This window comes from Kitasatospora sp. NPDC001095 (genome assembly GCF_053598615.1).
The window spans coordinates 1-20084 of sequence record NZ_JBSFKQ010000061.1 but is presented as its reverse complement, the minus strand read 5'-3'; the positions used below and the strand labels follow the sequence as shown (position 1 = coordinate 20084).

Sequence of the window (20084 nt, the reverse complement as noted above, 5' to 3'; positions counted from 1 at the left end):
AACGATACGCGCGGGGTCGGACAGGCCCGGAGGGGGCGCCGGACGGGCGCCGCGCGGCACGAGGCTCCCGCGCCCCGGGCGGGACGCGGGAAGCGGAGGGGGACGGGGAGAGCGGCGGGTCAGGGGGCCTGGAGCCGGGCCCCGGCCGCGCGCAGGGCGGGCAGGCGGGCGTAGAGGGCGTCGCCGGGGCATTCGGTGGCGACGCCGTCGCGGTGGCCGGAGATGGCGTCGAACTCGACGACGGTGCCCAGGGGGTAGCGGCTGGCGCTGGAGCCCGAGGTGAGCTTGGTGCGGCCGTCGGTGGCGCGGCCGGTGAGGCCGAGCTTCCAGGCGGAGATGGCGGCGAGGCCGTCGAGGAGGGGCTGGGGCGGCTGGTCGTCGACATAGGTGCCGATCGCGGCGACGCCGGAGGTGTCGGTGTTGAAGCCGAGGGTGTGGGCGCCGTGGACGGGCTGCTCCACGCCGCCGGCCCGGCCCTCGTAGACGGTGCCGCAGCGGTCGACCAGGAAGTTGTAGCCGATGTCCCGCCAGCCGTTGGTCTTCACGTGGTACTGGTAGATCGCCCGGATCATTTGGGGCGCGTCGGCGCAGTCGTAGGCGGTGGCGGTGGCGGTGTGGTGGATGAACACCGCGCGGACCGGGCCGGTGTAGTCGAAGTCCTTCCCGCGCAGTGACTCGTCTGCGCCCCAGCCAGCCCGGGTGACGATCGCCGGGCGCGGGGCCTGGCCGGTGAGGAGCACGCTGGGCGGCCCGACGGAGGACCCCACGGGCGGCTCCGCGGGCAGGGTCCGTACGGCGGCGGAGGCGGCGCCTGGCCCCGGGTCGACCAGGTCGACCCGCAGCCCGGGCGGCACTCCGGCGGGCCCGGGCCGCAGTTCGACCGCGACGCCGTCGCTGCGGCCGGTCCAGAGCGGGGCGGTGGCGCCGTGCGCCGGGTGGTCGGGGCCGTCCCCGGCGTCGGCCTCCAGCCGGTGCCAGTCGCTCCAGCGGCCGGTGGCCGCGTCCCGGGTGCGGACCCGGGCCACCGCGCCGGCGAGCGCGTCGGCCGGGCCGTCCCAGCCCAGGCCGAGGAGGTCGAACGGCGGGGTGCCGCGCGGGGCGAGTCCGGCCCCGTCGGGCAGCGGGAGCGTGGTGGTCGAGCCGCCGCCGGGGAAGTCGTGGCGTTGCGGGGCTGGCGAGGAGGGCGAGGGGGCCGCGGTGGCGGCGGGTTGGAGGAGGAGGGCGGCGGTGCAGCCGGCGAGCAGGGCGGCCGGTAGTGAAAGGCGCATGAAACGGATCGTCGCCGCAAAACGGACCGCCCGCCACGCCGCTGCGCGCCCGTTCGGCCGCCCCTCCCTGCCTCCCACCCGAAGGCCGTAGGCTGGGGCGCACCATGACTGCGCCTTTCGCTGCCGATGCCCGCACCCCCGTCGAGCTGCTGCACGCATTCCTGCGCGGCGGCACCCCTTCGGTCGATCCCGCGGCCCCGCTGGTCACCTTCTACGACGACGCCACCGGCGAGCGGGTGGAGCTGTCCGCCCGCACCTTCGACAACTGGGTGGCCAAGACCGCCAACCTCCTCCAGGACGAGCTGAACGCCGGTCCCGGCGACCGGGCGGCGCTGCTGCTGCCCGCCCACTGGCAGAGCGCCGTGTGGCTGCTGGCCTGCTGGTCCGTCGGGGTGACGGCGGTGCCTGGCGGCGACCCTGCCGCCGCCGACCTGGTGGTCAGCGGCCCGGACGGGCTGGAGGTCGCCCAGGCGTGCGAGGGCGAGCGGGTCGCGCTCGCCCTGCGCCCGCTCGGCGGCCGCTTCCCGCAGCGTCCGGACGGCTTCCTCGACTACGCCGCCGAGGTGCCCGGCCAGGGCGACCGCTTCGCGCCGTACTCCCCCGTCGCCCCGGACGCGCCGGCCCTGGAGACCGCGGTGGACGGACTGCCGCTGAAGCTGACGGGCGAGCAGACCGTGGCACTGGCCAGGGAGGGCGCGGTCCGGCTCGGTCTGAAGCCCGGTGACCGGGTCCTGTCCACCCTGTCCTTCGACGACTGGACCGGTCTGGAGGCCGGTCTGCTGGCGCCGCTGGCGGCCGGCGCCTCGGTGGTGCTGTGCCGCAACTCGCAGGGGCTGGACGCCGGGCAGTGGGAGAAGCGGACCGAATCCGAACGGGTGACACTGCGCCTCGGCTAACCCCCGGGCCGGGCCTGGCGGGTAGGGATCGCTGCCATGGCCGAGGACGACACCGAGCACCCCCCGACCGCCACTCCCCCGACGGACGGCCCCGCGCAGGAGAGCCGGTCGACGGACGCCCCTCCGGACGGAACGAAACGCCCGCGCAAGCGCCGGCGGTGGCTGATGATCACCGCCGGCGCCGTCGCGTTCCTGCTGGTCGCCACCGGGGCGCTGCTCTGGATCGCCTACCGCAAGCTGGACGGCAACATCCGCACCGACTCGGCCACCGACCGGCTGCTCGCCAAGCTGGAGGCCGAGCGGCCGAGTCGCACCGCCGGGGCGCGGGGCGCCGAGAACATCCTGCTGATCGGCAGCGACGACCGGTCCGGCGCGAACGGCTCGTACGGCGGCGAGGCCGGCAGCCAGCGCTCGGACACCACGATCCTGCTGCACCTGGCCGCCGACCGGAAGCACGCGACGGCGGTCTCCGTCCCGCGCGACGTCATGGTCAGCGTGCCCGCCTGCGAGAAGCCGGACGGCACAAGCAGCCGACCGGCGCTGATGCAGTTCAACCAGGCCTTCGAGACGGGAGGTCCGGCCTGTTCGATCCGGGCGGTCGAACAGCTGAGCGGCATCCGGATCGACCACTACGTCATCCTCGACTTCAGCGGCTTCAAGACGATGGTGGACTCGATCGGCGGGGTCGAGGTGTGCGTGCCGCAGCCGATCCACGACAAGGACGCCAGGCTCGACCTGCCCGCCGGCCGGCAGGTGCTGCACGGCGAGCAGGCGCTCGGCTACGTCCGGGTCCGGGAGAGCCTGGGCGACGGCAGCGACACCCAACGCATGGGCCGCCAGCAGCAGTTCCTGGCCTCGCTGATCCGCAAGGCGCAGTCGCAGGGCGTGCTGCTGAACCCGGCGAAGCTGTGGCCGGTGCTGAACGCCGCCACCTCCTCCGTCCGGGCGGACGGCGGGCTGTCCTCGCTCGGCGCGCTGTACGACCTCACCCAGGACCTGCGCGGTGTCCCCTCGGCGAACGTGGTCTTCCTGACCGCGCCGCGACGCCCGTACCACTACGACTCGGACCGGGACGAGTTCGTGCAGCCGCAGACCGGCCAGCTGTTCGCGGTGCTGCGGGACGACCGGCAGGTCGCCGTACGGCCGCCCGCGTACGTGTCCTCGCCGGGCCCGGCCGCGGGGACGGGCCCCACCCCGGCGCCGGGCCAGGGAGCGGGCACCGGCACGAGCCCGACGGCCGGCGCGGCGGCGCTGGCGGACACGTCACCCTCGGCGAGCGCCGCTCCCACCTTCGAGGGACGCACCGCCGACGTGGACGCCTGCGCCCCGCACTGAGCCCGGCACCCGGGACCGGCTCGCCCGCCGATCGGGATGCTTCCGCAATTGCTCGGCCGCGAGCGGTATTTGGCTCCGCACTGCCGGAACGTGGCGGAGATCACACCGGGAACGACTCCTCCGTTCGGCTCGTCTAGTGTGTCCGGATCGGCCCGTCCGCGCGGGCGGTCCGTAGCCGTGACCGGTCGAAGGTAGGGAACCCCGTGCACGAGGAGCAACCGGAAGCCGGACGGTACCGGGTGGAGCCGCCCCCCGGCGTCCCCCGGCAGCGCCTCCGGGCCGCCGAGGCACCGACCGCACCGACCACGGAGGGCCGCCGGGACAGCCGGCGGCGGGCGGCGGCGCTCGCCAGGCGCAGCCGGCGCCGACGGGCGCTCAAGTGGACGGCCGGGGCGGGCGCCCTGGTGATGGTGGCGGGCTGCGGCGGGGCGTACTACCTGTACCGGCACTTCAACGACAACCTGACCTCGGTCAAGGTCCAGCTGGGCGACGAGTCCGAGCGCCCGGCGGCGGCCGGGGACGCGCTGAACGTCCTGGTGATCGGCACGGACAGCCGGGAAGGCCTCGGCCGGGAGTACGGCGACGAGGGCAGCACCGGGCACGCCGACACCACGCTGCTGTTCCACATCGCCAAGGACCGCTCCAACGCGACGGTGGTCAGCCTCCCGCGCGACCTGATGGTGCCGATCCCGGAGTGCCAGAACGCCCAGGGGAAGAAGATCCCGGGCTCGACCCGGACCGAGTTCAACAACAGCCTCGGCCAGGAGGGGCGCGACGCGGGCTGCACCTGGAAGACCGTCGAGAAGATCACCGGCGTCCGGGTCGACCACTTCGTGCAGGTCAACTTCGAGGCGGTGAAGACCCTCTCCACCGCCGTCGGCGGGGTCGAGGTCTGCGCGGCCAAGGACATCAACGACTCCGGCTCCCACCTCAAGATGACCAAGGGCCGGCACGTGGTCCAGGGCGACGAGGCGCTGGCCTTCGTCCGCACCCGGCACGCGGTCGGCCAAGGCGGCGACCTCACCCGGATCCCGCTCCAGCAGCAGTTCATCAGCTCGATGATCCGCAAGATCAAGAGCGACGACACCCTGACCAGCCCGAGCAAGCTCTACAAGCTCGCGGACGCCGCCACCAAGGCGCTCACCGTGGACTCAGGCATCGGCAGCGTGGACAAGCTCAAGGACCTCGCGCTGGACATCAGCAAGGTGGACACCAAGAACATCACCTTCACCACCGCGCCCGTCCTGGACGACCCCAAGGACAGCGACCGGGTGATCCTCAAGCAGCCGGACGCCGGGCAGCTGTTCGCGATGATCGCGGGCGACCGCTCGCTGACCGGGGCCGCCGCGCCGCCCGCCCCCGAGGCCCCGGCCACCGACGCCGCGTCGCCCGCGCCGCAGGCCCCGGCCGCCACCGCGCCGGCCACCACGCCGGCCGCCGCCCCGGCCCTGCCCGCCAAGCTCGTCCAGCTGACGGTGCGCAACGGCAGCGGCACGCGCGGGCAGTCCGGGCCAACCGTGGAGAAGCTCCGGGCGAAGGGCTACGACAAGGCCGCGGTGGGCAGCGACGCACCGCCCGCCGACACCACGACGGTGTCCTACCCGTCCGGCCGGGAGGCCGAGGCCCAGGCCCTGGCCGCGGCCCTCGGCCTGCCCGGCGACGCCGTCCGGCCGGCCGAGAAGGCGGACCCGAAGGGCGGGCTGCTGCTGGTGCTCGGCAAGGACGTGCTGGCCGCCCCGACCGGCCCGGCGGCGGTGCCCACCGAGGCGCCCGAGGACCTCCAGCGGGTGCAGGCGGACGACACCGACGTCTGCGCCAAGTAGCCGCCGGAGTACGGGGGGTCCGTGCTGCTCCCGCTGCCGCTCCGCGGTCCGGGGGCACGCCGGCCGCGCCCGGCTCGGTCCCGGCCCCGGCCGACCCGCCGTCGACTGCCGCCCTGCGCACCGGCGGCAGCGGGGCCGACGCCGGTCACGAGCGGGTGACGAAACGAATCAGCGGGTGTGCGGCTCGGCGGTGTGCGGGTCAGCCGGCCTTCGAGAGCACGTCCTTGGCGGACGGGCCGACGCTGGCGATCACTCTGCGGGCCAGCGAGCGCGGCGAGGTCAGGAAGCCGAAGCCCCAGCTGAGGTGCATGGTCGCGAGGGCCACCGGCAGCAGCGCCTTGGCCTTGAACGACAGGCCGCGGCCCTCGACCGCCGCGCCGCCGAGGATGCCCAGCAGGTAGGCGCCGGGCACCGCGAGGAAGGCCGGGTGGACGGCCGCGCCGAGCACGACCCCGAGGACGACCGCGGCCAGCGCGGCCGGCGGGGCGAGGTAGCGCATGTTGACCGAGCCGCGGTGGTAGCGGGTGACCACCCGGCGCCAGCGGCCGTAGTCCTTGTACTGCTTGGCCAGCGCCCGCACCGAGGGGCGGGGCCGGTACGTCACCTTGAGCTGCGGGGTGAACCAGACCAGTCCGCCGTCCTGGCGGATCCGGTAGTTCAGCTCCCAGTCCTGGGCGCGGATGAACTCCTCGTTGTAGCCGCCGAGCTTCTCCAGCACCTTGCGCCGGAACACCCCGAGGTAGACGGTGTCCGCCGGGCCGGCCAGGCCGCCGGTGTGGAAGGCCGCGTTCCCGACGCCGATCTTGGAGGTCATCGCGGCGGCGACCGCGTGCTCCCACTCGGTCTCGCCCTCGGCGTGCATGATGCCGCCGACGTTGGCCGCGTCCATCTCGCCGAGCAGCCGGACCGCCGTGGTGATGTAGCCCGGCGTGAGCAGGCCGTGACCGTCCACGCGCACGACTATCGGGTGCCGGGAGCCCCGGATCGCGGCGTTCAGCCCGGCCGGCGTCCGGCCGGTGGGGTTCGCCACCGTCCGCACCCGCGGGTCCTCCGCCACCAGCTCGGCCGCGATCTCCGCGGTGCGGTCGGTGGAGGGCCCCAGGGCGATCACCACCTCCATCGGGCCGGGGTACTCCTGGTCCAGGATGCGGCGGACCGCCGTGCGCAGGTGACGTTCCTCGTTGAGCACCGGCATGATCACGGAAACAGCCGGCAGCTCCTCAGCAGCCTTGGTGTTCATCGGGGCCAACCGTACCGGTGCGGACACGTCCCCGTCTTGTCCCGGTCAGGGCCTTCCGGGACGCCTCGCGGCGCGACACCGGCGCTGTGATCAAGAACACCGTACTCCCCCTCGGAGGCGGGCCGGAAGCGGTGTGGATCCGGTGTCGGTCCGGGGCGGGTTCAGAGTGCGTAGTGGGCGACGGTGAACACCGCGTAACCGGTCAGCGCGAGCCGGTTGACCAGGTGCTGGGGGCCGCCGAGGCGGTCCGGCAGGGCCTGCACCGGGCGCAGGTCGGGGCGGTGGGCGGCGGTGGCGACGGTCCTGGCCAGCGCCGCGGGGTCGTACCGGCCGCCGAAGAGCGCGGCCAGCCAGACCGTCGGGCGGTTGAAGAAGGAGAACTCCCGGCCGCCGCGCACCCGGATGGTGAGCAGGTCCCGGTGCACCGCCGCCGCGGTGATCTCCGCCCACCGGTAGCCGCGGGTGCGCAGCGCGGTGGCCACCCACAGACCGTCGCGGTCGGCCACCAGCTGCCAGGAGAGCGCCTGGGCGCAGGCGAGGATCACCAGCGAGCCGATCCACAGCGGGCGCAGCAGCCCCTCCCACCAGCCGTCCTCGTCGAGCAGCACGACGGCGGCGGCGACCAGCAGCGCCGCCAGCGGCCCGGCCGCCGCCCGCAGCGGCAGCGGCATCTCCCACCGGCGGGCGGCGAGTGGCTCGGTGTCCGGACCGGGTTCGGGGGCGGCGGCGACGGTCTCGGCGGTCAGCGCGGCGACGGCGAGCTCGCGCTCGCGGTAGCGCCCGGAGCGCCGGCCGAGGCGCGGGGCCCGGGCGGCGGGGGCGACCACGGCCGCCACCCAGTGCGGGTCGCCGTCCAGCAGGCCGGGGCGGACGAGGAGCTGGTGGTCGGGGCCGTCGGGGCCGACGTAGAGCACGGCGGGCACGCTGCGCCCGGCGCGGGCCAGCCACTCGGCGGCCGCGGCCGGGGTCGCCCGGTCGAACAGCTCCTCGTACTCCTCCTCGTCCTCGTCGTGGTCGAGGACCGGGTCGGGGTAGTCGGCCTCCTCGTCCTCGGTCGCCCGGTGCTCGGGCACCCAGGCCGGGGACTCGCCGTCCGGGGCGGCGGCGCGGGCCCAGCGGTAGCGGTCGCGTTCGACCAGCCGCCAGAGCCCGGGGCCGTCCGGCGGGCCGTCCAGGGGCAGCACCAGCAGGTCGCCGCGGGCGTCGGCGCGCACCCGTACGGCGAGCGCGGGGGCGGCGCCGACGAAGGCGGGCCTGCTCCGGCGGGCGCTCGCCGCGGCGGCCGAGCCGAGCAGCGCCAGGCCGGGCAGGGCGATCAGGCCGCCGGCGGTCAGCTGGCCGGAGACCTCGTAGTCGTCGCCGAGGGCGCGCACCGACTCGTCGTTCACCAGCAGCGGGACGGAGTCGCCGGAGCGGGGGCGGTGCTGCCACCAGACGTCCAGGTCGGCGGTGCGCTCGGGGCCGCCGCCGGGCGGCTGGAAGCGGACGGTGAGCACGCCGTCCCGGCCGTCCCCGTCCACGGTGCCGGTCACCCGGGTGGCCAGGTCGGCGGCGGCGGTCTCCCGGGCCTGCGCCCAGAGGCCGTACACCGGGAAGGCCGCCGCGACCACCAGCAGCAGGACGCCGAGGGCGCGGCGCAGCACGGGTGGGCCGTCCGGTTGGACGGGCGAGGGCGCGCCGGCGGCCGCCCAGGGGTAGGGGACGGGCGGGGCCATCAGCTCGTCCAGCTGCTGGCGGGCGCGGCGGCGGCCGGCCTCGGCGCCGAGCAGGACGGCGGCGAGCAGCACGTGGACCAGCACCGCCGACCAGCGGGCGAGCGGGGTGACCAGACCCTCCGGGAGGTACCAGAGCAGGGCCAGGACGACCGGCGGGACGAGCACCCGGATCCTGGCCCTGGTGGCCAGCAGGACGATCTCGGCCAGCGCCGACCAGGCGGCCAGCCCCGAGCCCCAGGTGTCCCGGCAGATGTTCTGGGCGTTGCACCGGCCCACGTCCGGTTCCACCACGCTCGCCAGGATCACGAACCCGAGCGGCACCAGCGCGAGCCGGCGGCCGTCCAGCCGCCAGGCGGTCCGGGCGGCTCGCCAGCGGGCGGCGGCCGCGCCGGTGAGGGGCGCGGCGTTGGGGAGGGACGGGGCGTCCGAGGGGAACATCGGACGATCATCTCAGCACTCCGGAGAGCGGACGCCGCTCGGGCGGAACCGCCTTGCGGGGGCGAGAAAGGGGGGCGGGGAACGGCACCGGGGCCGGGTGCTGTCGCGCACCCGGCCCCGGTCCCCCGTGCCCCCGTTTCCCCCGTGGGCTCCCCCGTTTCCCCCGGTTTCCCCCGCGGGCGTCCCCGTCCCCCGTTCCCCCGTGGGACCGCCCCGTTTCCCCCGTGCTCCGGACCCGGCGCCCGCCGGCGCCGGGTCCGGGTCAGTCCGTCGCGATGGCCGCGAGGACGTTCATCCGTCCGGCCCGGAAGGCCGGGACGAGAGCGGCGAACAGGCCGATCAGCACCGAGGCGACCAGCGTGATCGCCACCGTGACGGTCGGGACGGAGAGCGTCCCGAGGCCCTGGTCCCGCAGCACCCGCTGGGCCGTGACGCCCCAGGCGAGGCCCAGCCCGGTGCCGAGGACCGCGCCGAACACCGCGATCACCACGGACTCCAGCCGGATCATCCGGCGCAGCTGGCGGCGGGAGAGCCCGATCGCCCGCAGCAGGCCGATCTCGCGGGTCCGCTCGACCACCGACAGCGCCAGGGTGTTGACCACGCCGAGCACCGCGACCGTGATGGACAGCGCGACCAGCCCGTAGATCAGGTACAGCAGGGTGTTGATCTGGGACTGGGCGAGCTCCTTGTAGCCGGCCCGGTCCTTGATGGTCAGCTGCGGGTACTCCTTGAGCCCGTCCTCCAGCGCGGCGAGCGTCTTCTCGACGTCGGCGCCGGAGGAGGCCTTGGCGAAGAAGGTCCACACCGGCGGCTGTTCGGCAGCCGGGACGGCCTTCTCCATGGTGTCCATGGCCACGAAGGAGCCGTCGCCGAACAGTTCGCCCTTGCCGAGGACCGCGCCGACCGGCAGCGCCTGGGTGCGGCCCTGGCCGTAGTCGACGGTGACCTGGTCGCCGACCTTCAGTCCGTGGTCCTTGGCGAAGGCGGCGCCGATCGCCAGCGAGCCGCGCTGGAGCGAGTCCACCGCGCCGGAGTCGACGGTCGGCCGGAAGTCGGTGCCGAAGAAGGCGGGCGGCACCGCGGTCAGCTGGGTCTTCGCCTGCTGCCCGTCCGACAGCCGGACCTTCGCGGAGAAGAAGAACCGCTGGATGGTGATGTGGTCGATGCCCTGGGTCCGCTTGACCGCGTCCATCATCTCGGGGGTGACCGCGGTGCGGCCGCCGGAGACGATGTAGTCCGCGCCCACCGACTTGTCGATCTGCGCGCTGGTCGAGGTGACGGCCGAGGAGCTGAACACCGCGGAGGCGATCACCAGCGCCAGGCCGATCATCAGCGCGGCGGCGGTGGCGCCGGTGCGGCGCGGGTTGCGCATCGCGTTGCGCTGGGCGAGCCTGCCGGACGGGCCGAACAGCGCCGGCAGCAGCGCGCCGAGCACCCGGACGACGGCCGAGGCCAGCAGCGGGCCGAGCACCACGAAGCCGACCAGGGTGAGCACCACGCCGAGGCCCAGGTACCGGCCGCCGGTGGCGGCCTTCTCCGCCCCCGCGCCGAGCACCAGCACCGCGCCGCCGCCCGCCGTCAGCAGCAGGCCGAGGACGGTGCGGACCAGGTTGCCCCGGGACTCGGCCGGGGTGCCGTGGTCGCGCAGCGCGGCCATCGGCGAAATCCGGCTCGCCCGGCGGGCCGGGAGCCAGGCCGCGGCCAGGGTGACCACGATGCCCAGCGCGTACCCCGCGACGAACACGTCCGGCCCGATCTGCAGGTCGGCCGCCTCGAGGTCCATGCCGATCGCGGTCATCAGCTTGATCAGGCCGACCGCCACGCCCAGGCCGGCCGCGACCCCGAGGGTCGAGCCGAGCACGCCCAGGATCAGCGCCTCGACCAGCACCGAGCGGTTGACCTGCCGCCGGCTGCCGCCGATGGCGCGCAGCAGGCCGATCTCCCGGGTGCGCTGGGCGACCAGCATCGAGAAGGTGTTGACGATCAGGAAGGCACCGACGATCGCCGAGACGAAGGCGAAGCCGAGCATCGCGTACTTCATGAAGCCGAGGCCCTTGCCGACCTGCTCGCTGCGGTCGGCCTTCTGCTCGGCCGCCGTCTTCACCTGGTAGCCGGTGCCGAGCCCGGCCAGCGCGTCCGCCTTGAGCTGGTCGTCGCCGCGGCTGCCGTCACCGTACGCCTCGACGGTGGTGAAGGCCTGCTCGCCGAGCAGCGTGCGCTGGGCGGTCGGGGTGTCCAGGAAACCGAGCGCCGCGCCCGGGTTGGTGGTGGTGAAGGTGGCGATGCCGACGATGGTGAAGTCCTGCCGGCCGAGCGGGTTCTCGACCCTGAGGGTGGCGCCGAGGCCGAGCTTGGCCTTCTTCGCGGTGTCCGCGTCCAGCACCAGCTCGGTCGGGCCGCCCGGGGTGCGGCCCGAGGTGATCTTCACCGGGTTGCTCGGGGTGTCGATCCAGTTGCCGAGCAGGGTGGGCGCGCCGGTGGTCGGGCCGACCAGCTTGTTGGTGGCCGGGTTGATCAGGACGGCGTTCTCGACCAGGACCTGGCCGACCGCGCGCTTCACCCCGGGCAGCCCGGCGACCTGCTGTTCCAGCGCGACCGGGACGGTCGGCGGCTTGACGGCGGCCTGCTGCATCTCGTCGTCGGAGGGCTTGGGCGGCTGGACCGAGATGTCGGAGGCGGTCGCGGCGAAGAGCTTGTCGAAGGTGCCGGTGGCCGTGTTGGAGAAGACCAGGGTGCCGGAGACGAAGGCCACCGACAGCACGACGGCGATGAGCGAGAGCGCCATCCTGCCCTTGTGGGCGAAGAAGCTCCGCAGTGAGGTCTTGAGCAGCATGAGGGTGTCGCCCCGCCGCTCAGCTGGTGCGCTTGCCGTCGAAACGGCGCATGCGCTCGAGGACGGAGTCGGCGGTGGGCGCGTACATCTCGTCCACGATCACGCCGTCGGCGAGGAAGAGCACGCGGTCCGCGTAGCCGGCGGCGACCGGGTCGTGGGTGACCATCACGATGGTCTGGCCCAGCTCGTCCACCGAGCGGCGCAGGAAGGTCAGCACCTCGGCGCCGGAGCGGGAGTCCAGGTTCCCGGTGGGCTCGTCGCCGAAGATGATCTCGGGGCGGGCGGCCAGCGCCCGGGCCACCGCGACGCGCTGCTGCTGGCCGCCGGAGAGCTGGGTCGGGCGGTGCTTGAGCCGGCCGGACAGGCCGACCGTCTCCACCACCTGGTCCAGCCAGGCCCGGTCGGGTCTGCGCCCGGCGATGTCCATCGGGAGCGTGATGTTCTCCAGCGCGTTCAGGGTCGGGAGCAGGTTGAACGCCTGGAAGATGAAGCCGATCTTGTCGCGCCGGAGCCTGGTGAGCTGCTTGTCCTTGAGGCCGGTGATCTCGGTGTCGCCGATCCAGATCCGTCCCGCGCTGACCGTGTCCAGGCCCGCCAGGCAGTGCATCAGGGTGGACTTGCCGGAGCCCGAGGGGCCCATGATCGCGGTGAACCGGCCGCGCTGGATGTCGACGTCGACCGCGTCGAGCGCGGTCACCCTGGTCTCGCCCGAGCCGTACGCCTTGGTGACCTGACGGGCCGACGCGGCGACGGCGGACGCTCCGCCGGGAAGCTGGGGGTCGTACACGGCTGCTGGTGCCGTCGTCACTGGAGTCTCCTCAGAAGATGCGCTCACCCGTTGGCCCCCAGCCTCGCGGGCCCGCCCGCCGCGCGACATGGCGCAGGCAGTAGTCCTCGACCGGGAGTTGGCACCACCCTCCCGGTGGAGCCGGCCACCGGACCCGGCATGGCCGGACCGCTTCCTGACGGGCGGGGATGCGAGAACCACGTTAGGAGTCGGCGCCGGACGGCTCGTCATCCGCCGGAATGACCCCTCCCAACCAAGGTTCTACGGGCCCCGGAGCGCATCCCCCTAGGGGTCGCCGCGGCCCGTCTCGGGGACGCCCCGTACGGGCCGCGGCGACGGGGCGTCAGCCCGCCAGCGCGGGTGCGGCCAGCCGCTCCAGGGCCGCGGCGAAGCCCGCCACGACCGGGGCCAGCAGCGCCTCGGTCTCGCGCTCCACCAGGGTCGTGCCGTCCTCCCGGGCGGTGATGTGGCGGTCGAGCACGAACCAGCCCTGGGTGATGTGGTCGGCGCCCATCGAGCTGAGCACCGGGCGCAGCGCGTAGTCCACCGCGAGGACGTGCGCGGGCGAGCCCCCGGTGGCGAGCGGCAGGACGGCCTTGCCGGCCAGCGCGTACTGCGGGAGCACGTCCAGCAGGGCCTTCAGCAGGCCCGAGTAGGCGGCCTTGTAGACGGGGGTGCCGATGACGACGCCGTCGGCGCGGGCGAACAGCTCGGTGACGGCGACGATGTCGGGGTGGTCGAAGTCGCCCGACAGCAGCGCGTGCGCGGGCAGGCTGCGGGCCTCGAAGGGGACGACCCGGTGGCCGCGCTCCGCCAGCTGCGCGTCGACGTGGCGCAGCAGGCGGGTGGTGCGGGAGGTGGCGGACGGGGAGCCGGAAACGGACAGGACGACGGCCATGGGTTCACCTCTGGCTGGAAGCGGGGCGGCGCGGGGCGGCAGGGCGTGGTGCGGTGGGGACCGCGCTGCGGCGGGGCCGGGACCGGGAGAAGCGGTGCCGGGGCGGCACCGGGGCCGCTACGTCGGCGGACGTGCGGGAAACGCGGACGTGCGGGGAACGCGGGCGCGCGGATCGTTACGGCGGGGCGCGCGTCAGCCCCGACAGAGCGAACAGGCCACACCGCGCCGCAGGTCGACGTGCCGCCGACGCGTGAGTGCCCAACGCTGATCCATGCCAGGAATGCAAACACGCCGTGTTCGAGCCGGTCAAGAAACGTTTCAGCAGCCGGAACGCCGGGTGTCCGGACGTTACAGCGGAACGATCCGGTACGTGCATCAAAACTGCTACAAGAGACCTGGCGGACCCCCCGGGGGGAGTCAGCCCGACCGGGGTCGGGCATCCTCGTCGGCATGAACACGTGGCAGGAGGGCCGCCCGGGGGGCGGCGGGAACCCGTACGGCGGCAACGGCGGACGCGGCGCGGGCGAACGGCCGCTGCCGCCCTCGCTGAACCCGCGCGGGCCCGGGGCGGCCGCGCCGCGACAGCCGGGGCAGCCCGGGCCGTCCCGACTCGGCGGGGTCCCTCCGCAGGGGGCCGGCGCCCCCGGTGGCCGTCCGGGCGAGCCCGGAGGCCACGGCGGTCCCGGTGGTTCCGGTGGTCCGGGTCGCCCCGGTCCGGGCGGTCCGGGCGGGGCCGGTCGTCCCGGCGGTCCTGGCGGGCCCGGCGGCAGCCGCCCGTCCGGTGCCCAGGCCCGGCGCTGGCCGCGGCGGCGGATCGTGAAGTGGTCGGTCTTCGGCCTGCTGATCGCCGTCATGGTGACCGCCGTCTCCACCTGGTTCTGGGCGGACTCCAAGCTCAACCACGAGAACGTGCTCGCCGACTACCCCGGCCGCCCGGCCGCGGGCAAGGGCACCAACTGGCTGATCGTCGGCTCCGACAGCCGCCAGGGCCTCACCGACGCCGAGCAGGACGACCTGCACACCGGCCACGACACCGAGGGCAAGCGCAGCGACTCGATGATGATCCTGCACATCGGGGACAACGGGAACACCCTGATGAGCATCCCGCGCGACTCCTGGGTGCCGATCCCCGAGCACCCCGGCAGCAACGGCAAGCCGGTCAAGGGCACCACCGCGAAGATCAACTCGGCCTTCGGCAACGGCGGCGGCCGACTGCTGGTCCAGACCGTCGAGCAGACCACCGGCCTGCGGATCGACCACTACGCCGAGATCGGCTTCGGCGGCTTCGTCGGCATCGTCGACTCGATCGGCGGCGTCGAGATGCACATCGACCAGGACGTCAAGGACAAGGACTCCGGCCTCGACCTGAAGGCGGGCGACCAGACCCTCAGCGGCAAGCAGGCCCTGGCCTTCGTCCGCCAGCGCCACCAGATGGCCGACCAGGACCTCGGCCGGATGCGCAACCAGCAGAAGTTCCTCGGTGCCCTGGCCCACCAGGCCGCCTCGCCCGGCAACCTGATGAACCCGTTCACCTTCTACCCGCTGGTCGACTCGGCGCTCGGCACCCTGATCGTCGACGAGGACTGCGGGCTGACCGACCTCGGCTCGCTCTTCCTCGCCATGAAGGACGTCAACGGCGGCGACGGCAGGTCGCTGACCGTGCCGATCGGCAACCCGGACTTCCGGACCAAGACCGGCGAGTCCGCCGTGCTGTGGGACACCAACAAGTCCAAGCAGCTCTTCGACGCCTTCAAGAACGACACCGCGGTGCCGGAGTTCAAGTAGTCGGCCACCTCGTGTGACCGAGCCGCCACAATGGGTGGATGTCACTCGTCACCGCACTGATCCGCCACCGTCGCCACCGCCTCCTGGGCCGCCTGGTCCAGGAGGCGCTCGCGCTCTACGGGATGGAGGTGCCCGCCGCCTGCGAGATCGGGCCCGGGCTGCTCGTCTACCACCGCGGCTTCGGCACCGTGCTGCACCCGTACACCACCCTCGGCGCCGGCGTGACGCTCTACAACGGCGTGACCATCGGCCGGGCCGACCCGTGGGTGCCGCAGGAGAAGAGCGCGATGCGGCGGGTGGTGGTCGAGGACGGGGCGGTGCTGTGCGCGGGCGCCAAGGTGGTGTGCAAACAGGGCGTGCTGACCGTCGGCGCGGGCACCGTCGTCGGGGCCAACGCGGTGCTCACCCGCTCGACCGGGCCCGGGGAGATCTGGGCCGGCGCACCGGCCCGGAAGGTGGGGATGCGGGCGGGCGACTGGGGGCCGGCGCCGGTGCCGGCCCAGCCCGCCCCGAGCCCCTCCTGAGCGGGCCGGCGCCCTCCCGAGCGGACCCGATCAGACGAACGGCAGCAGGCCGGTGCCGCACTCCGGGAAGCGGACCAGCCACTCCCCCTCGCCGCCGGCCGCCTCGGTCGCGCCCGCGAAGCCGTAGTGGATCGGCTGCCCGTCACCGCTCAGCCACCTCGCGTGGGTCAGCTGCACCGACAGCGCGGCCGGGCGGAGCGGGGCGGTCACCCGGGCGGTCGGGGCCGGCTGCTCCAGCACCAGTTCGTGCTCGGTCTCGCCCGGCCGGAAGGTCACCACGGTCTCGGTGCCCGGGCGGCGCGGGAGGGCGCCCGCCGGGTCCGTCCAGTACGCGGCGACCATGACCGCGAGGGTGCCTTCCAGGCTGCCGGTGTCCGGGTGCACGTACTCCTCGTCCGCGACCCAGCGGGAATGGTGGCGGACCTCCTCCGGGCCCCACCGCTCGTCCCAGCACACCCAGTAGCCCGCCACCCGCTTGACGGTCATGCCCTCGCGGACGACCCGGACGGCGAACCGCGCCGGGCCGACCGGCTCGCAGCCGACCAGGGAGACCACCGTCACCTGCTCGTAGGTCACCTCGCCGTCGTCGGCGCCCTGCTCCATCATCGGTCAACCACCTTGCCGCTGAGTCGAGTTCGGCCGCGGATGGAGCCGCGTCCGATTCGAGCGTAGGGCCCCGGCCAAGGACGGCCACCCGATTGCCCGGTTCCGGCCCGGAGAGCGGCGCTCCGGGCTACCCTGCCCACCGCACCGCGACCGGCCACGCCGGGGGCACGAGGCCGGGGCGCGGGCGGGTGCGCGGCCGGACACGAAACCGCCCCGGAGCGGGGCGCCGGAACTCTCCGACGTCCCGCTCCGGGGCGGTGCGTGCCAGGTGGCGGCGGTCGTTACTTGACGTCGCCGACCACGCCGGACTTGGCGATGGTGATCTTGGCCGAGGTGCGGCCGCTCTGCGAGCCGAGGCCCTCGATCTTCTTGACCAGGTCCATGCCCTCGACGACCTCGCCGAAGACGACGTGCTTGCCGTCCAGCCAGTCGGTGACGATGGTGGTGATGAAGAACTGCGAGCCGTTGGTGTTGCGGCCGGCGTTGGCCATCGACAGCAGGCCCGGGCGGTCGTGCTTGAGCTGGAAGTTCTCGTCCGCGAACTTCTCGCCGTAGATGCTCTTGCCGCCGGTGCCGTTGTGGTTGGTGAAGTCACCGCCCTGGAGCATGAAGGCCGGGATCACGCGGTGGAAGCCGGAGCCCTCGTAGCCGAAGCCGTTCTGGCCGGTGGCCAGCTCGCGGAAGTTCCGGGCGGTCTTGGGGACGACCTCGTCGAACAGCTTGAAGACGATCCGGCCGGCCGGCTCGTCGTTGATCGTGATGTCGAAGAAAACGTTGGAAGACATGCAGGCGATGATGGCACGATCACCTGCCCGGCGCGCGGCGCCCCCCGACCGGGCGGAGCCGGGCACGGCCTGGCCACCCGGTCGCGCGGCCCGGCTCCCGCGCCCCACCGGCCGGAGCCGCGGAGGCTAACATCATTGCCGGATCCAGGACTTGGCACGGCACGACGACCGGGACGGCGGGGTGGACGGCATGCGGATCGGCGAACTGGCCCGGCGGACGGGTGTGAGCGAGCGCTCGCTGCGGTACTACGAGCAGCAGGGCCTGCTGGCCGCCCGCCGCACCGAGGGCGGGCACCGGGAGTACCCGGAGGCCGCCGTCGACCGGGTGGTGCACATCCAGGAACTGTTCGCGGCCGGACTGCACAGCCGGACCATCCACAAGCTCCTCCCCTGCATGCGGGACTCCGACGGCGGCCCGAACGAGATCGCCACCCCGCTGCTGGTCGAGGAGCTCACCGCGCAGCGCGAGCGGATCGACCAGACGATCAACGACCTGCTGCGCTCCCGCGAGGTGCTGGACGAGGTGATCGCGACCGCCGCCGGGAGGCCACCGACCGCCGCCGGGCAGCCGGCGGCCCCCTCCGAGGCCGCGTAGGAGCCCTCAGCCCTTCGGCTTGCGGGCCAGCACGTACGCCTGCGGGGTCGGCTCGTCCCCCTCCGGCTCGCGGACCGTGCGCGAGGTGACCTGCAGGCCGGCCTCCCGGGCCAGTTCCTCGACGCGCTCCGGCCGCAGCCGCCGGAAGTCCAGCGACACCGGGTGGCCGAAGGGGCGCTCCTGGCGCGAGGGCCGGTCGCCGACCTGGAAGGCGAGCATCAGGTGGCCGCCGGGGGCGAGCACCCGGGCGAACTCGGCGAACACCTCGGGCAGCCGCTCCGCCGGGGTGTGGATGATCGAGTACCAGGCCACCACCCCGGTCAACTCCCCGTCCCCGAAGGGGAGGTCGAACATCGAGCCGACGCTGAACGGCACCTCCGGGTGGGTCTCGCGGGCCAGCTCGACCATCCGCGGCGAGAGGTCGATCCCGTGCACGTCCACGCCGAGCCGGTGCAGCTGGCCGGTCATCCGGCCCGGGCCGCAGCCGAGTTCGGCCGCCTTGCCGTCCGGCCGCTCGGCGCGCACCAGGTCCGCGAAGAGCGCCAGCATCGCCCGGTCCATCGGCATGCGGTCCAGCGCGTCCCGGAAGAGGTCGGTGTACTCGGTGGCAACGGCGTCGTAGAACGCCCTGGTCTCGGTCAGGAAGTCCGGTTCGGTCATGCCGCGGGACCCTACCGGGCGGCCACCGCCCGTGGAACCGGCCCCGCCAACCGGCCGGAGGGGCACGGAAGTCGAGCGGGATCGGGGCCCACCCGGCGCACCCGCGGCCGTGCAGCCCCGACCACCCGCCGTACGGGGCCGTGGTGGACGAACCGCGCGGGCGCGGCTGCGAGGCGCACGCCCACGACCTCCACGCGGCGGCGCCGCTCAGCCGAGCGGCGGGAGGTCCCGCTCGGCGACGGCCTGGTCGCCGCTGGTCTCCCCGGTCGGCCGGAAGCCGAGGCGGGCGTAGAACTCCGCCGGGCCGTCCGGGCCGGGGTGGTAGGTGACCGTCGCCCGGGTGCCACCGCGGCGGCGGATCTCCGCGCAGACCTGCTCGACGGCGAAACGGCCGTAGCCGCCGCGCTGCCGCTCGGCGTCGACCAGCAGCCGCCACAGGCCGGAGCGGGGGAGGTCGCCGGGGCGGTCGGGGTGGAAGGTGATGTCGAAGAAGGCCATCACGAAGCCGACCGGCCGCCCGCCGTCCAGGATCAGCCGGGGCCAGGCCGTCTCCCCGTACGCGTACGCCTCCGCCAGCGACTTCACCACCGGCGCCACCAGGCCCTCCTGGCCGGGGCGGACCCGCAGCGCGAGGGCGGCGTCGATGTTCTCGGGGGTGATGGGAGCCAGGCTGAGCGCGGGCGGCGTGATCGGCATGGCGGGCAGCCTAGGGATCACGGCCGCCCGCCGTCGCGCGGTTTTCCGGGCGCCCCGCCGGGCGGGGCTACCGCCTGGGGCTACTGCCCGGCCGGGAAGTCGGTGCCTCGGCCGACCTCCGCCCAGGCCTCGGTCTCCCGCCGCGCCTCGTCGAGGGCGCCGAGGACGCCGTCCACCGCGTCGCCGCCGAGCGCGAGCCGCAGCGGGGTCCGCTCGGCGGCCAGCGCGGCCAGGATCGCCTCGGCGGCCTTCACCGGATCCCCGGCCTGCTTGCCGTCGGAGTCCGGCAGCCCGCTGCGGACCGGGCCGACGATCGGGTCGTACGCCTCGATCGGGGTGGAGTGGGCGAGCGCGTCGCCGCCCGCGAAGCCGGTGCGGAACGCGCCGGGCTCGACGATCAGCACCTTGACCCCGAAGCCGGCCACCTCCTTGGCCAGCGCCTCGGACAGCCCCTCCAGGGCGAACTTGGTGGCCGAGTAGGCGCCCACACCGGGGAAGCTGAAGCGGCCGCCCATGCTGCTCATCTGCACCACCGCGCCCGAGCCCTGGGCCCGCAGGTGCGGCAGCACGGCCCGGGTGAGGGCGGCCGGGCCGAAGAAGTGCAGCTCCATCAGGTCCCGCAGCTCGCGGTCGGTGGACTCCTCGACGGCGCCGATCAGCCCGCGCCCGGCGTTGTTCACCAGGACGTCGATCCGGCCGTGCCGCCGGACGGTCTCCTCGACGACGACCGGGATCCGCTCCTGGTCGGTGACGTCCAGCCGGACCGGGAACAGCTTGCCGGGGTGCCGGGTGGCCGCCACCTCCAGCGTCTCGGGGCGCCGGACGGCCGCCACGACGGTGTCGCCGGCCGCCAGCGCGACCTTCGCGATCGCCCGGCCGAAGCCGGAGTTGGCGCCGGTGACCAGCCAGACCTTGCCGGCGGGGTCCTGCTCGGGAGTGCTGCCCATGATCGTCGATCACTCGCAATCGTCGCTTACGGCCCATGAATTGACGATCATTTATGACACCGGCACGGGCGCCGCGTCCAGGACGGTTCGATGCCGGACGACATACGGCCCCCGACCGCGGACGGGCGGTCGGGGGCCGTCGGAGCAGGTCAGGGCACGGTTACGGGAGGTTGCGGGCCATCACGATCCGCTGGACCTGGTTGGTCCCCTCGTAGATCTGCGTGATCTTCGCGTCCCGCATCATCCGCTCCAC

Annotated in this window: 18 protein-coding genes; 6 read left to right on the top strand and 12 right to left on the bottom strand. The window is 74.3% G+C overall.

What is annotated here, in order from left to right; genetic code table 11:
- Positions 1-119: 119 nt before the first annotated feature.
- On the bottom strand, positions 120-1268 hold the full coding sequence (locus tag ACWDBB_RS32190) for a peptidoglycan recognition protein family protein (protein ID WP_449792941.1): 1149 nt from the start codon (positions 1266-1268) through the stop codon (positions 120-122).
- Positions 1269-1372: 104 nt separating this feature from the next.
- On the opposite strand from ACWDBB_RS32190, the gene ACWDBB_RS32185 reads away from it, so the two are divergent.
- The 3 genes from ACWDBB_RS32185 (at position 1373) to ACWDBB_RS32175 (ending at position 5322) form a co-directional block, all read left to right on the top strand.
- Positions 1373-2164 carry a TIGR03089 family protein gene (locus ACWDBB_RS32185; protein WP_449792940.1) on the top strand — a complete coding sequence of 264 codons (792 nt, stop codon included), beginning with the start codon at positions 1373-1375 and terminating at the stop codon, positions 2162-2164.
- A gap of 36 nt (positions 2165-2200) precedes the next feature.
- Positions 2201-3499, top strand: coding sequence for an LCP family glycopolymer transferase (locus ACWDBB_RS32180; protein WP_449792939.1), 1299 nt, complete (start codon positions 2201-2203; stop codon positions 3497-3499).
- Between the two features lie 203 nt (positions 3500-3702).
- On the top strand, positions 3703-5322 hold the full coding sequence (locus ACWDBB_RS32175) for an LCP family protein (protein ID WP_449792938.1): 1620 nt from the start codon (positions 3703-3705) through the stop codon (positions 5320-5322).
- A gap of 199 nt (positions 5323-5521) precedes the next feature.
- Here the strand turns inward: ACWDBB_RS32175 and ACWDBB_RS32170 are convergent, their stop codons facing one another.
- The 5 genes from ACWDBB_RS32170 to ssuE form a co-directional block, all read right to left on the bottom strand.
- Complete coding sequence (locus ACWDBB_RS32170) at positions 5522-6562, bottom strand: glycosyltransferase family 2 protein (protein WP_449792937.1); 1041 nt, start codon at positions 6560-6562, stop codon at positions 5522-5524.
- A 161-nt stretch (positions 6563-6723) separates the two neighbouring features.
- A complete protein-coding gene (locus tag ACWDBB_RS32165; protein ID WP_449792936.1) occupies positions 6724-8715 on the bottom strand; it encodes a hypothetical protein in 1992 nt (663 codons plus the stop codon).
- Between the two features lie 262 nt (positions 8716-8977).
- Positions 8978-11548 (bottom strand): ABC transporter permease, encoded by a 2571-nt coding sequence (locus ACWDBB_RS32160; RefSeq protein WP_449792935.1) that lies wholly within the window; start codon positions 11546-11548, stop codon positions 8978-8980.
- 19 nt (positions 11549-11567) lie between these two features.
- Positions 11568-12356 (bottom strand): ABC transporter ATP-binding protein, encoded by a 789-nt coding sequence (locus ACWDBB_RS32155; protein ID WP_449792934.1) that lies wholly within the window; start codon positions 12354-12356, stop codon positions 11568-11570.
- A gap of 322 nt (positions 12357-12678) precedes the next feature.
- A complete protein-coding gene (gene ssuE, locus ACWDBB_RS32150; protein ID WP_449792933.1) occupies positions 12679-13233 on the bottom strand; it encodes an NADPH-dependent FMN reductase in 555 nt (184 codons plus the stop codon).
- A gap of 816 nt (positions 13234-14049) precedes the next feature.
- Here ssuE and ACWDBB_RS32145 point away from each other — a divergent pair.
- Both ACWDBB_RS32145 and ACWDBB_RS32140 read left to right on the top strand, forming a co-directional pair.
- The gene (locus ACWDBB_RS32145) at positions 14050-15018 is read left to right on the top strand and encodes an LCP family protein (protein WP_449792932.1); all 969 of its coding nucleotides are present in this window, start codon (positions 14050-14052) and stop codon (positions 15016-15018) included.
- Between the two features lie 38 nt (positions 15019-15056).
- Positions 15057-15542 (top strand): hypothetical protein, encoded by a 486-nt coding sequence (locus ACWDBB_RS32140; RefSeq protein ID WP_449792931.1) that lies wholly within the window; start codon positions 15057-15059, stop codon positions 15540-15542.
- 30 nt (positions 15543-15572) lie between these two features.
- On the opposite strand, the gene ACWDBB_RS32135 is transcribed toward ACWDBB_RS32140, so the two are convergent.
- Complete coding sequence (locus ACWDBB_RS32135; RefSeq protein ID WP_449792930.1) at positions 15573-16148, bottom strand: hypothetical protein; 576 nt, start codon at positions 16146-16148, stop codon at positions 15573-15575.
- A gap of 281 nt (positions 16149-16429) precedes the next feature.
- Positions 16430-16933 (bottom strand): peptidylprolyl isomerase, encoded by a 504-nt coding sequence (locus tag ACWDBB_RS32130; protein WP_449792929.1) that lies wholly within the window; start codon positions 16931-16933, stop codon positions 16430-16432.
- Between the two features lie 190 nt (positions 16934-17123).
- Between ACWDBB_RS32130 and ACWDBB_RS32125 the strand changes: the two genes are divergently transcribed.
- Entirely contained in the window at positions 17124-17528 is a 405-nt protein-coding gene (locus tag ACWDBB_RS32125) for a MerR family transcriptional regulator (RefSeq protein ID WP_449792956.1), read from the top strand.
- A gap of 6 nt (positions 17529-17534) precedes the next feature.
- On the opposite strand, the gene ACWDBB_RS32120 is transcribed toward ACWDBB_RS32125, so the two are convergent.
- The 4 genes from ACWDBB_RS32120 to ACWDBB_RS32105 form a co-directional block, all read right to left on the bottom strand.
- A complete protein-coding gene (locus tag ACWDBB_RS32120) occupies positions 17535-18188 on the bottom strand; it encodes a class I SAM-dependent DNA methyltransferase (protein ID WP_449792928.1) in 654 nt (217 codons plus the stop codon).
- A 207-nt stretch (positions 18189-18395) separates the two neighbouring features.
- Entirely contained in the window at positions 18396-18884 is a 489-nt protein-coding gene (locus ACWDBB_RS32115) for a GNAT family N-acetyltransferase (protein ID WP_449792927.1), read from the bottom strand.
- 80 nt (positions 18885-18964) lie between these two features.
- A complete protein-coding gene (locus ACWDBB_RS32110; RefSeq protein WP_449792926.1) occupies positions 18965-19831 on the bottom strand; it encodes an oxidoreductase in 867 nt (288 codons plus the stop codon).
- A gap of 160 nt (positions 19832-19991) precedes the next feature.
- Positions 19992-20084 (bottom strand): acyl-CoA dehydrogenase family protein (locus tag ACWDBB_RS32105; protein ID WP_132919430.1); only part of this gene is annotated, 93 nt, incomplete at its 5' end.